At 50.2% G+C, this 14443-nt stretch carries 7 protein-coding genes; 6 read left to right on the top strand and 1 reads right to left on the bottom strand.

The window, feature by feature from the left end:
- The first annotated feature begins 114 nt into the window (after positions 1-114).
- The 3 genes from PLF13_10920 to PLF13_10910 all read left to right on the top strand — a co-directional run bounded on the left by PLF13_10920 (position 115) and on the right by PLF13_10910 (position 3703).
- Entirely contained in the window at positions 115-678 is a 564-nt protein-coding gene (locus PLF13_10920; protein ID HOP07789.1) for an RNA polymerase sigma factor, read from the top strand.
- Positions 675-2930 (top strand): tetratricopeptide repeat protein, encoded by a 2256-nt coding sequence (locus PLF13_10915; GenBank protein ID HOP07788.1) that lies wholly within the window; start codon positions 675-677, stop codon positions 2928-2930. The genes PLF13_10920 and PLF13_10915 overlap by 4 nt, the downstream gene beginning before the upstream one ends.
- A gap of 329 nt (positions 2931-3259) precedes the next feature.
- On the top strand, positions 3260-3703 hold the full coding sequence (locus PLF13_10910; protein HOP07787.1) for a rhodanese-like domain-containing protein: 444 nt from the start codon (positions 3260-3262) through the stop codon (positions 3701-3703).
- Between the two features lie 106 nt (positions 3704-3809).
- On the opposite strand, the gene PLF13_10905 is transcribed toward PLF13_10910, so the two are convergent.
- Positions 3810-6419, bottom strand: coding sequence for a thrombospondin type 3 repeat-containing protein (locus PLF13_10905; protein ID HOP07786.1), 2610 nt, complete (start codon positions 6417-6419; stop codon positions 3810-3812).
- Positions 6420-7111: 692 nt separating this feature from the next.
- On the opposite strand from PLF13_10905, the gene PLF13_10900 reads away from it, so the two are divergent.
- The 3 genes from PLF13_10900 to PLF13_10890 all read left to right on the top strand — a co-directional run bounded on the left by PLF13_10900 (position 7112) and on the right by PLF13_10890 (position 13724).
- Positions 7112-9064: a M14 family zinc carboxypeptidase gene (locus tag PLF13_10900; GenBank protein ID HOP07785.1), complete on the top strand. Its 1953-nt coding sequence runs from the start codon at positions 7112-7114 to the stop codon at positions 9062-9064.
- 584 nt (positions 9065-9648) lie between these two features.
- On the top strand, positions 9649-13080 hold the full coding sequence (locus tag PLF13_10895) for a PAS domain S-box protein (protein ID HOP07784.1): 3432 nt from the start codon (positions 9649-9651) through the stop codon (positions 13078-13080).
- A complete protein-coding gene (locus PLF13_10890; GenBank protein HOP07783.1) occupies positions 13077-13724 on the top strand; it encodes a response regulator transcription factor in 648 nt (215 codons plus the stop codon). Before PLF13_10895 ends, PLF13_10890 begins: the two co-directional genes overlap by 4 nt.
- Positions 13725-14443 lie beyond the last annotated feature (719 nt).

Genomic DNA, 14443 nt, shown 5'->3' with positions numbered 1-14443 from the left:
GTCCTTTTTATCGTTTGTCCCCAGAACATTTATACCGGATTCACCGTAAACTTATACGTGACAGGCATTGAGCAGATTTGATACGGTTGACTGCTCACAGCAGTATGCAGGGCTATGATGAGCTATCAGAAACAGTTCCGATCCATGAATGTCAACGAGTTATACCAGGCGGCCGGTAGAGGTGATCGCCGCGCTGAAAAACAGCTGTTCGAACTGCTTGCTGCAAGATTTCATTATCTTGTCCGTCGCAAGGTAATGAATCCACAGGACTGCGAGGAAATCGTGCAGAATGCCCTCACAACCATAGCTGCCGCTTTCCGTGATATTGAAATCACGGTGAGTTTCTCTGCGTGGGCACATTCTATTCTCCAGAGCCGTTTGGTTGACTTTTACCGAAAAGAAGGCCGCTATCGGGATCGATTCACGTCCGAAACTGAAACCCCATCCCCCGGCGGCTGGACTCCTGATCCGGAATTTCGGCGCCGACTGATAGCCTGCCTCAAGAAATTACATCGAGTCAATGTCCGCCACGCCGAGATTCTTCGGCTTTCATACGAAGGGTATGAGATGGATGAGATCTGCCGCCGGACCGGTCTCAGCCGAACTAATATATATACTATTCTCAGTCGCGCCCGAGCGGCCCTAAACCGGTGTTTAACCGGCGGAGACGAACAATGACGGATCCTTGTCGCGATAAACGATATGAGCGAATGCTTTATGCGCTGGAACTGGATATCCTGTCGGAATCCGACCGCGAAGAGCTTGAAATACATTTGCTGGAATGTGATTCCTGCTATGAGAAAGCGATCCAGTTCGAGGAAACCATTCGGCATTTGCGTTATGATCGGCAGGTACAGGGCGAGATAGAATCTTTGGCCTCGTACGGATCCGTACCGAGTCCTGTCCGTCATAACCGATTCTTTCGATTATTCCCGGCCGTAGCGACGGTGTTGATCCTGGCAATTCTCGTTGCCTGGCCCTGGAATCCCGAAATCGGTCCCGGCGATGAGTTGGTAGCAGCCTCGAATCGTATGATCGTCATGTATTTCGACGACCTGACCGCACCCGACAGCAACGACGATTTAGGAGAAATCATCGCCACTCTGCTCATCACTGACCTGGGTGAATCCCGTTATGTTCAGGTAGTATCGGCGCAACGGTTGTATGATCTTATGCGCTCGATTGAGCTGGATCCGATCCAGCCGATTTCTGCCGATGAAGCTACGGAGCTGGCCGAACGATCCGGAGCCCAGTGGATGCTGACAGGAGCAGTCGTACGGCGCGATCCGCTTCTGGTTACATCCCAGATAGCCGAGATTAAAAGCGGTGATGTTGTCGCTACTCAGCGGATTGAAGGAAAACCGGGCGATGATGTGTTCGGCCTGGTTGACCGGTTGACGATACAGGTTAAGAACGATCTTGCTTTGCCCAGCGCGGCACTCGATGAACCTGACCGTCATATCGCCGATTATACGACGACTTCGAAAGAAGCTTATAACTACTATCTGCAGGGCCTCAATTACCTCGAGAATACCTACGATCACGAAGCGCGAATGGCTTTTCAGAAGGCCGTCGATTGCGACTCCACTTTTGCAATGGGTTATTATTACCTGAGTCTTCTTGGCAAACCTGAGATGCTCAGCAAGGCAATTCGCTTTATTGACAACACCAGTACTCCTGATCGTTACCGTGTGCGCAGTCATGAAGCACTGGTCCTGCGCGATACAACCACCGCCATTACCTATCTTCGCACAGCCATTGAGCGTTATCCCGACGAGAAGGATCTGCTCATTCAACTGGCGGTACTCCTGAGTCTTAAGCGGGAGTACGAGGAATCGATCATTATGGCTGAACGTGCTCTCGAAATCGACCCCTTGTCCAAAGGAGCGTTGAATCGGCTGGCATACTCCGCCCTGATGGATGGACGTATTGACCTGGCGGAAAAGACTGCCGATCGCTATGTTCAAATCGATCCGAATGAAGCCAATCCTTACGACACCAGAGGTGATATTCTTACGGCCGGCAACAAGCTCGAAGAAGCAAATGAGAGTTACCGGCAAGCTCTTACGATCGATGCCAACTTTGCCGCTTCCCGGATGCATCTGATTCGCAACCTGATTCTCCTGGGTGATTATGCTCAAGCGGAAGAGTTGATACACGATCTTCAGATTTCGGACAATCCGACTCTCGTTGCCCAGGGTCATCTCTATGGAGCATGCCTTTCGATTCGAAAAGGTGAGTTGAAAAAAGCGACACAGCAACTCAGGGAAACAACGGCATTCGACCTTGAAAATGAGCTGGTGCTGAACCTTGCGGTAAAGCGCTTCCTGTTGGCGGAACTCCTTTCTTTGCAAGGCAACGGCGATGAAGCGATCAGGATATTGGAATCATGCCCGGCGAGCATTGACTCCATCCAGCCCAATCCGGGATTAGCTTATCGCCATATTGCCGCTCAATATGCGGCGTATGCCGGTGATGAGTTACAGGCCCGGCAGATTGCGCACCAGTTGGAAATATCCTCATTGCCGTATATGCGTTATGGAGCGGCTTATGCTTACGGAGCAATCGCCCTATATAGCGGTGATTATGACAATGCCATAACGTTGTTGACTTCGGCCGATTCGATGTTCAGTTCTTCCCCGGTCAGATATTTACTGGCTCGCGCCTACCTGGAAGCAGGGGACTACGAACATGCCGTCTCGATTTATCGAGAGCTTCTGAGATCGACAGGATACCGACAATACCTTTGGGCGGTTCGGGACATCGAGGCAATATACCTGTCGGGATTGGCTTACGAAGGATTCGGAGATTATGAGCACGCAGCCGCGGCCTATGAAAGTTTCCTCGAGTTTTGGGGCAATGCCTCTCCCCCGGTTCCGGAGGCAGATGATGCCCGTGTACGCCTGGCTCGACTGCACAACCGTCCATAAATAGAATAATCTTCCCGCCGGTATACTGCCGACGTCGGCAGGCTATTGTTATCGGCTCTCGCAGGCGTTTAATCTTTTCCGCCTGATAATTAACATCTCCGAACGTCACTGTCCGACAACCTTATTTTCTTCCATTACAACAGCTTGGGCAGCCATCAAGGCATTTCGTAATGGCTCGACAATCGTAATATGGATATTATTGCTCTATTTTATCTAATTTTAAGGGAACCGTTCGACGGCCGGTCTTGTTAATGACCTCAAATAACGAAGAGGCAATTCGGATCACAGCCCCATGAATGACCGGCTTCGATCCGGAAAGGATGGATACAATGAAGACTATTAATACCGATGAATTGAGACAGCGCCTGGACAACGGCCCCCTGGCCTTGTTCGATGTTCGCGGCGATGTTGAATACGAAAAGAGTCATATCCCCGGAGCCAAGACCGCTCCCCTTGGTTCGCTGGTTTTCCGTGTCGCTCATACCATGAATCCCGAGTCGATCATAGTGGTCTATTCCAACGATTATGAGTGTACGTTGGCGTCTCAGGCGGTCGAACGCCTCGAAAACCTCGGGATGAAAAATGTCTACGCATATCAGGAAGGTATCAAGGGTTGGCAGGCAGCCGGTAACCAGGTTATCGCCTCTCCTCCCGGCAAGGAACACACCTTTGGCCCGGTTATGGATATTCGACCGGTAATAGTGGATCGAAAAACTGCTTACGCCGGCGCCTTTGCCGGTGATCCTACCGAGGTTGAAGGGGCGGGCGGATAACGCTTGTCCCGAGGCCGGAACGGACCGGCCATATAATTACTCTCATCGAAAAAGGCGAAGAGTCAATTGACCCTTCGCCTTATTTCATACTCGATCGTTATATATATCACGGACAAGGCGCCGGAGCGGGTCCGCCTGAGAACATGTACGTTACTAAATAGACCAGGTCCGAGATATCCGGTCCGCTGCCGGAGCCGTCAATGTCACAAGCATCCAGGCAGACAGGCGTCGGACCGCCGGAGAACATATACGACACCAGATAGACCAGGTCCGAGATGTCCGGGCCGGTGCCATCATTGTTGATATCTCCCATAACGACACAACAACCGCCCGTATCACAGGCATCGCCGATACCGTCGCTGTCGGAATCGGCCTGGTCGTTGTTGTCGACGAACGGGCAATTGTCACAGGCATCACCGAGCGTGTCGGCATCGGAATTGAGCTGTGAGGCATTGGGCACGGCGATGCAGTTATCGCCAAAATCACAGATTCCATCCGCATCGGTATCGGTCCCGTCATTAGCGGGATTATTATCGGCTAACGGACCGAAGCCATCGGTGCCGACGGCACAATCGTCACAGCCGTCGCCGTCAAGGTCCTCACAAACGAAAGGATTATAGGGATCAGTGTCGGAGGCATCAGGCACACCGTCGTTGTCGTCATCCGGATCACCCATATCACAGAGACCGTCGCCGTCGGTATCCGGACCGTCGTTAAGCGGCATGTTGTCGGCCATCGGTCCAAAACCGTCATTGCCGACGGCACAATCGTCACAGCCGTCGCCGTCAAGGTCCTCACAAACGAACGGATTATAGGGATCAGTATCAGAGGCATCGGGCACACCGTCGTTGTCGTCATCCGGATCACCCATATCACAGAGGCCGTCGCCGTCGGTATCAGGACCGTCGTTAAGCGGTGTGTTGTCGGCCATCGGTCCAAAACCATCGACACCGATGCCACAATCATCGCAACCGTCGCCGTCGGCATCCTGGCAAAGGTAAGGATCAAGCGGGTTGATATCGGAGGCATCCGGCACACCGTCGTTGTCATCGTCGGGATCACACAAATCACCAAGGCCGTCACCGTCGGTATCGACTTGTGATGGATTCGCCGTGGAAGGGCAGTTGTCACAGAGGTCGCCAACCCCGTCAAGGTCTGTGTCCGCCTGAGCCGGATTAGGGATATTGAGACAGTTGTCGGTCAAATCAGGGACACCATCGCCATCAGTGTCGAAGGTTTTTATATTCTCGAAGAATATATCCTGATCCATCCCATTGCGTCCATCGTTCCATACGAACGCTGAGCCATCGATCCAGTTAGCATCCGCTCCCAGGTAATCCCCGATATAAAACACCGCCGGAGGCATGGGGATAGTCGATAGCGGCGGGGTTGGACCGGAATCAGAAATGCGTGTCGGCGTCCAGGTCACACCACAGTCAGGGGACATGGCAACCCATGTTTCAATTTTGGTGTTCGAGGGATCGTTTTCACGGCTGTAGTAGGTGACATACAACATACCTGTCAACGGGTCTACCACGATCTCCGGCGCCCATTGATCGAGACCGTTTCCGATCGGATCCTGATTGACCCGTACCGGTCCTATCCAGGCCCCCGGAAGACCGGTCGGACTGGATAAAAACCAGATGTCCATATCGGTTCCCGTACTATAATCGGCATAGACCAGATAAACCATCCCGGGGCAGGGGCCGTATCCATCGACTGCGATACTCGCTGTCGTGGCCATATTGATACCCGGTACTACGACTGATGGCGGCGGCATAATGGGGAATAAAACGGGGGCTCCTCCCAGTGCTCCAAAACCGGCCCCGGGAGCAATGGAAGCATCGACATAAAGGGTGCCGATATCGGTCCAGGTTACATAAACGCCTCCCTGCGGCACAATCGCATTGCCGATCCCGGCAACGGCCAGATCCGGACGCTGAGCCGCCGGTTGATTACCGGCAACTAATCCTCCGAAAATCGGAACAGGAGCACTGAACATAGGAAAGGCAGGGATATTGGCCGGATTGGTATGTGTATAGGCATACCAGATCGTGTAATTATCGAGCCCCGGGTCATCGAAAGGATTTCCATTACCGTCGGCATCACCACCTGAAGCATCGAGATATTCAACCCAGGCAATATGAGCCGCTCCGCTCGTTGCCGGAGTAGAAGAGGGGTGGTCGTCAATATCGATATTGGGGTAGTCCAGCCAGTTTATCCCCGGCGTGTTGGCGGAAAGCTGTGCGGACATGGTAAACGGCGCCCCGGTTCCAGGTGAAACACTCATCACGATACCATTGCTGGTAACCCAGGGTACTCCGGGGCCATAGGCTGCATCAACCAGCATGAACGCACCTATCGGTGAACCTGCGGTAGGAATTGCCGCCAGGGCTGGATTCCATTCCGAGGAATACGGCAGCGGCGGTGTTTGTATCGCCGATGCCCAGGTGAGTCCATTATCGGGTGAAAAACCATAGCCAATCGACGACAAACCAAACCCGGCGGCAGTGAACTCGGTCCAGGCGGCATAAATTTCACCCGGCATTATCTCATTTCTTGCCACATCAGCATTGATTTGCTCCGTACCCGGAGTACTGGTAATGTTCACGAAGCGATTTGGCCAGGTGGCGGTTCCGGCCAATACAGCTACGGTCAAAACGAGTACCAGACCGCAGACCAGACAGAACTTCCTCACTCTCTCTTGTCCCATCATATAGTTTGTCCTCCTCAGGTATGTAGTTTCCCATCAACGGTGAATTCTGCTCTCCGCGTTGGATAACGCCGAAGTTACCGATCAAGAGGCACAGCAAGACTGTAATTCAGCCCGAGCGCTAACTGCTTCAGTTATTGATTCGTTTTATCTGTTGCACTAATAAAGAGCGGAAGATCTATATCGTCGCTTCTTGAGTGGTATCGGTATTACCAACAGTGGTAATAAAGCACATACCATACGAACTGTCAATAACTTATCATCGGCAAACCGGTGTGGATGCCAAGAATGGAATACCTGGTGATAGAACAACTTATAAATACCGTCTGGCATTAAACATTTGTTTCAAATCCGCGTCATTTTACTGAGAATAGTTACACAAGCAATAACGCCAAACCCAGGAGAATCTTCAGACCGGATTTGTTGAAAAAAGCCCTGCGCCTTGTTTGACATGTCAATAATACAGGCCACATCGAGTCACTCACGGAACGAGTACGGAGCTATTTGACATTAGGCGTCAGAGGGATTATTCTCCCTTAGTATTTTTCAACATTTCCTCATAAAGCCGTCCAGCCCCTTGTTAATGCTTCGTCGATGAGCTTCCCCCTCACTTATCGACCAGGGATGCGCAAGAAACCCGGTCATCGCCCGTCATTTGAGTATGATGAGTAATCTCAATCCGGGAGCCATGAGCCATGTTCAAAAATTTTAGTCTTGTTCGTCTCCTTCTCACTGTTTGCCTGAGTGCCGGTCTTCTATTGACGCTCCTGCCTGGCGCTGTATCAGCCGCCGATTCAGATCCATCATCAGGTTATCAAAATCATGCATTGGTCAAAGTTCCTCCCGTCGCGTTGGATCTGCTTGAAGAATTCCAGTCTTACGGTTTCGATGTCGTCAGACATTACCCGGACTCATCACTGGAGGTAGTCGCCGTCTATGATGAAACCAAACTTCTAATCGAACGTTTTCATGGCGAAGTTCTGATCGAAAACTGTGAGGAGTATAACCGAGCACGGATCGATCCGAACAAGTCAATGGGTGGTTTTCATACCTACGATGAAATTCTGACTGAAGCGGATTCACTCGTGAGCGTATACCCCGACCTGGCTCTCCTCGATACGATCGGGCACAGTCTTGAGGGACGCCCGATTGTGGCGATGAAAATATCAGACAACGTGACGGTCGACGAAGACGAACCGGAGGTACAACTCAACGGTCTTATTCACGCCCGCGAAGTGATAACCTATGAAATACTGCTGTACACCGTGAAACAACTGCTGACGTTCCACGACCAGTACGATATTAAAAACATCATCGACAATACCGAAATCTGGGTAATTTTCGTAGTCAATCCGGACGGTTTCGTCTATAACGAACTGACTAATCCGGACGGCGGCGGCATGTGGCGCAAGAATCGACGAGACAACGGCGATGGTTCCTACGGCATCGACCTTAACCGCAATTTCGGTTATGGCTGGGGTTACAACGACATCGGTTCATCGACGCAGGGTGCTTCGGAGATATATCGCGGCGCCGGTCCGTTTTCCGAACCTGAGGCCCAGGTAATGCGCGATTTCTACAATGCCCATGATTTCTGTGCTTCGATCCACTACCATTCTTACGGTAACTTCATGAACATCCCGTATAATTTCTTCCTCACTCCGGTTTTCATCGATGAATGCCAGCAACTACCCTCTACCCTGACCATGTGCGATATAGGCTTCTGTTCTCTTACTTACGGTTTTTTCTCGACGGGCGGTCCCAACGGAACCGCTTATGACTGGACCTATGGCGACCAGACACAAAGACGGAAATGCTTTTCATATCTGATCGAAGCCGGTGACGGGTTCTGGCCCGACCTGGATGATGTGCCACGATTGCTTACCCGGTTCCACTCGGTCAACATGTATCTGCTGCAGATTGCCGCTCAACTTAACGATACTCCATCCCGCTCGGTCGGGACTGACTTATGGGCTTACGATACAGCCGCGGCTTATTATGAATCCGATTTCGTCGACACGGTATCTTTTGCCAATATCGATCCGGTTCGATCGCTGACTTTCAATTTCAACTATTCCTTCGGATCGACTTATACCGATTGGTTTGAGATGACACCCATCGAGGAGCAGCTCGCACCGGGTGACAGTATCCATATCGAGCTCAGACTTTCGCCGCAGGGCATTGAGGGTGTCGATCCGGAATTAAGGGTACCGGCTTCCATCACTCTACAGGTGACTGACTCATTATCGCTTAAGACCGACACTCTGGTATTCTCGGTTTATATGCGTGCTCTTGACGCCGATCTCGATAACGACGGTGTGATCGATCCGATAGACAACTGCATCAATATCGCCAATCCCGAACAGGAAGATATGGATCACGATGGAATCGGTGATGCCTGTGATCCCATCTGCTGTATAGCCGGCCTTCGCGGCGACATCCTGGCCGATGGTAGCCCGGGTGAGATATCGATAGATATTAGCGACCTGGTTTACCTTGTCTCGTATATGTTCCAATCCGGCCCTGAGGGGGGATGTCCAGGAGAAGTTGACATCAACGGCAGCGGTTCCGGACCGGATATCGCCGATCTGGTTTATCTGGTTACATATATGTTCCAGAACGGCCCAGCCCCGGCTCCGTGTCCGTAAAACCGTTGAGAGTATACGGCAGCAGCGGATTGCCCGGTTAATCGGACAATCCGCTTTTCTTTAGATCTGATATAGGATGTGTATCATCACAGACCGGGGCAATAAGCGCAAGCTATCACAGTATTCCTTTGTCTTCCTTAATCATAGCCTATTTTATCCAGGCTCAGTGATGCGTTTGTTTACTTCATTATAGATCTATCCATTATTCAGATGTATTACATTCCTCGTTTTCAAACTGCACATTCCGATATAATCAGACATGTACTATAAAATTATAGGTGATTTCACCTATTTTCATATATAGGGACATCCCCCATTTACCGACAATACCATTAATGCCGACCGTTCATCTTTGATTTCATTCATGCTTAGTAATGTGTCGGGGAGACCAATAGTGTAGTAACCGCTGACAATGCGGATTTCACTCCATGGAATGAGTAAGGAGAATCGGTCCAAAGATACAGCATCATGGTTCTTCATCGGACCTGTCGATCAGGATTTTGGTCTGATGGAAGTTGGATTAGTTGACAAATTCGAACACCGTTGCTTAATTGTGCTGAACAAAGCGAAGTATGGGTACCACCATGTTTAGCCTCAGCACGGCCAAAAGCGCGCTTTTATTGGCGTTTGTTGTATTATTATTATTTTCGTCCTCTGTTTATCCTGCAGAGCATGTCTTTCTTGATCCTGGTGAGGATTCATTTAGTCTTCCCTACCGTCTAGTCATTGAAAATAAATTAGATGTTTTCACCGACGCGGGAAACGCCACCACCGGTTTCTGGGGATTGTACCGTAATGGCAGCGATACCAGCTATGCTTCCTATCGGATAGTCAACCGATGGAAATTCCCCGATACCAACGCCTGCATCATATTCTATAATGACCTGGAATGTACGGAAGCTGTCTGGCATTACAATTTCCCGGCATCAACGATCTTCGACTGTTTCGCCATCGATACGGATATCGATGGAACCGATGAAATCGCTACTTTCTACAGGTATGTCGATACTATATGGTTGGAGATACTGGATGTTCCATCCAAGACAAGTCATCGCGTACCTCTGAGTCATGGTACAGACCTTGACGGCAGCGGTCATTGGGACGGGAGCGGCCGGATACTTGCCGCCGGCGATATCGACCACGACTATAAACCAGAGTTATTCATCAACGTTGATGTCGGTTACGACCTGTACCCACGTGAGCTGATTTGTTTCTCTCCCAGTCGGGACACTTGCCTATGGCGATTCGAAATCAGCGGCATCGTATCAGCTTCAAATTTCTACATAACTCCCCTTCACCCGGGAGGTCCCCCCCGAATCATCATGGGGATATGCTCCAAGGGGAACGCGGCCGTTGTCGGCGACATGGATGATCTCCATTCGTACCTGATAGTGCTCGATGAACAGGGCCAGTTACAATGGATGAAGACACTTGGTTTTGTTTTTTCAACAGGCCTGCCTGTTCCGGCGGATATCGATTCCAACGATAGCTTAGAGATTCTCGTACCGGTTCGTAACGACAAGTCTTCATCAACTCCGGACTCGGCCGGCTCGTTGTGCCTTTTCTCGGAAACAGGCGATCTGGTTACCACCTATTCATGGGGCGGCGATAAGCATCGTTGGGTGAAGACATTGACGGTTTTACCGGCCCACGGAAACAGTGAACAAATCTTCGTTGCCGCATATAACGACGGTTGTATTGCGACATACGACAAAACATTGACACCCATGGCAGAATGTTCTTCCGCCGGGCCATTGGACTTGATCTCTCTGGTAGATATCCTCGATACCGGTGATCGCCAGATCCTGATGAGCACCGGCGATCGTCAGTTCCTCCTCGTGAATAAAGAGTTGGAGCTAATGGCCATGCTGCCGATCGAGGCACGTACTGACATCAGTCGGGTGAAAACTCTTCCCCCTGAGACAAATCGACCAACAAGGGTGATAGTATCGACCGACTATGGAGCCAGCTTCCTGACTATCTCAGCCAGACATAATTCATGGTTGACCATATTTAATCGTCGTCCCTGGCTGGCTTTCCTGGCGGCATTTCTTCCCTTGTTCCTCCTGCTTACGGGCGCCTTACTCGCCTGGAGGCACACTCGTCATTCAAACAGAGTGATTAAGAAACAGCAGGAGGAACTATCCCGGACATTGGCCGGCATGGAAGAGGTTAAAGACAAACTCAGAGCTGCTCGCAAACTCGCGGAAGCGCGAAACAAACTGCACATCCAGGAAGAGAACCTTCGCACCATAGTCGAGAACTCGCTACAGGGTGTCATTGTTTGTCAGGGGAATATGGTATACTCTATTAATTCGGTAGTGTCCGAATTGGCCGGAGCTAACATCGAAACGCTCCGCGGCATGTCAGTATATGATGCTGTCAACACATTCGTATTCCCTGATGATCGCCTTCCCATTTTAAATGATTACGAAGCTCTGGCCAACAATCGTACCTCCAGAAGTCGAAGAGAGATCAGGATCCTGGATCAAACTGGCGGGATACACTGGGTAGACATGTTTGCTCATGTCACCAACTTCGAGGGTCGTCAATCAATAATAGTTATGATAGTAGACATTTCACTTCGTCAAATAGCGCTTGATAAATTACAGGAAAGCGAAGAGTCTGCTACCGCCACACTTAATGCAACTGACGATCTGGTATCCCTCTGTGATACCAGGCTTGGGATCATACGAGCCAATAAAGCTCTCCAGGATGTTCTAGGAAAAAACGAGAATAAACTAGTTGGGACATACCTGCTGACAGACTTTCCACCGAGGATTCAATCTCACCGGCTGGAGATTGTCAAGCGTGTCATCGACTCCGGTCAACCGGTTGATTTTGAGGATTCATTCGACGGTCACCATTACTCTCATATCGCCTACCCCGTTAAAAATTCTTATGGCCGGGTCACCCGCATCGTTCTTTACTGCCGTGATATCACCGAGTTGCGCAATCAGGTCAATGAACTTCGACATCTTCGAGCTGCCATAGAGCAAACAATCGCCGGCATAGCGATCGCCGACAATGACGGAAATATATCTTATGCAAACGGCTCCTGGGCCAGTATGCACGGTTACGAGCCCCAGGAGTTGATCGGCAAACACCTGAGTATCTTTCACTCCCCGGAGCAATTGCAGGATGAAGTAAAGCCATTTAACAGCATCGCCGTCGAACACGGCAGCCATTACGGTCAGGTCGGTCACTGCCATAGAAACGGACACTGCTTCCCGACAATCATGTCAAGCACGGTCATCAAGGACGAAGGGGGACAACAACAGGGATTGGTCGGCACCGCAATCGATATCTCGGATCAACAGGTATTGGAAATCGAGCTGCAAAAAAAGAAACGACAATTGGAATGGATCACATCACAGTTGATAAAACTGCAAGAAGCCGACCGACGTTTTGTCGCAAGAGAACTTCATGATTCTATCGCCCAACAGCTCAGCGTCGTTAAAATGATGGTGGAACAGTTGCGTATCAAAGGCGCCAACAACGGCGACAGCGAGCTGTTCGAACGACTAGCCGACATGATTACGGAAACGATGCGTGACACCAGGAGAATATCATCGCATCTGAGACCGCGCATGATGGACACGCTGGGACTAATCGCAACCATGGAATGGTATCTGGGACAGTTGCCGACTAATATCGATGTCCACTTCCATGTGGAAGGCGACGACTCCGGGCTCGATCAGGACCTGGCCATAAACCTGTTTCGAGTGTTTCAGGAATTAGTCCTCAATGTGACTCGTCATGCCCAGGCAACACAACTTTCTGTCAACCTGCACCTTGAACGCAACAGTGTAGCTTTAGACTTCATGGATAACGGCTGTGGCTTCAATCTGTCCGAAATCACGGCCAACTGGGAAAAGAAACAAAATTTCGGAATACTTAACATAGCGGAGAGGGTTCAAATGGTCGGAGGGACCATTAAGATTGACACTTCACCCGGACAAGGAACCCGCTTCCTAATAGAAACGCCTTTATCAGGAGGGAACTTAACAACATGAAACGGACCAGAGTCTTTATCGTGGACGATCACAAGATCTTCCGCCAAGGCCTGGCATCGCTGCTGGACTCCATTGGCCAATTCGAAGTGGTTGGTGACGCTCCCAATGGACGTGAAGCCATTCGTCCGATCCAGGAATGCACGCCGGATGTCGTGTTCCTGGACATCTCCATGCCGGAGCTGGACGGACTAAACGCCATGAAGCACATCCATCGGGCATGCGCCAATACGAAAATCATCGTTCTGACCATGCACGATAAGAGTGAATACGTGTACAGGGCTTTATGTAATGGCGCCTGTGGCTATTTGCTCAAGGAAGCGGGAGCGGGCGAAATCCAGGAGGCGGTATCGGCGGTTATGCAAGGTCAGACTTACCTGAGCAAATCGGTCAACCAGATCGTTATCAGGGATTACGCCAATGGCGGGAACGGTCATGATCGCAAGTCCGTACTGGAGGTTCTTACCGAGCGAGAGATGGAGGTTATGAAACTAGTTGTCGAGGGATATTCCGGAAAGGAAGTGGCTCAACACCTCAATATAAGTCCCAAGACGGTCGAACACCATCGTGCCAAGGTCATGGAAAAACTGTCGTGCCGAAACGTCACGCAACTCGTTCGTTTAGCGATCCAGGAAGGAGTTATCTGATTATAGATAATAGATACTGAGATATCTATTGGCCTCACGATCCCTTCGTTGAGGTGAATCCCAGATGAAAATGGGGGGTTATCCCTATTGCGATTTTTGCGAAGCGCAGTAAGTTAGAATTGACTTAACAAGGCTTAAGTGAACAGGGAAAAGCACGGTTCCCTGGCCACAAGCACTACAACAGAGAAAACCGTATAGCGCAGGGAATGCATAACAGAATCAGTATGCATGGCAAGTGGCCAAGTTAAATAATAGGGTAATTTTATTTAATCTATGTCTCTTCAGGTTCGTTAGCATAACGACACTCAATGTCTGTTGATTGTTTATTAAGTTAGATCATGTGCTCAGTGATCACGGCGAACCTGGGTAAAAGCAATGGGAGAACCTCCGGGTTGGTCTCACCCGCCTGGTTGGTTATAGAAGAATGACCTGGGTTACTCTAACGTCTTCAATGTTCAGACAGTGTAATAATCGCACGGATGAAACTCCCTCCACGCACGGCAACAATCCAATAAATGCCGGTTATGCCAACCTCATCAATCACGATCAGGGCGGACTCCGGCTCAATATACTTCTTCCCGGTTCCCAGAAGAACATCAGACTACCGGGCTTTGAAAAATGTAGCCAGAAAGGAGGTGCATTAAAGGAAGAGTAATCAAAATGACTTGTTCTGTAGAGAACTCAAGAATAGGACGATTGAGTAAGACCACAGAATACGT

It is taken from the genome of Candidatus Zixiibacteriota bacterium, assembly GCA_035380245.1.
Classification (GTDB): Bacteria; Zixibacteria; MSB-5A5; order GN15; family FEB-12; genus DAOSXA01.
The sequence above is the reverse complement of the archived record's forward strand: the minus strand, read 5'-3'. Positions and strand labels throughout refer to the sequence as shown.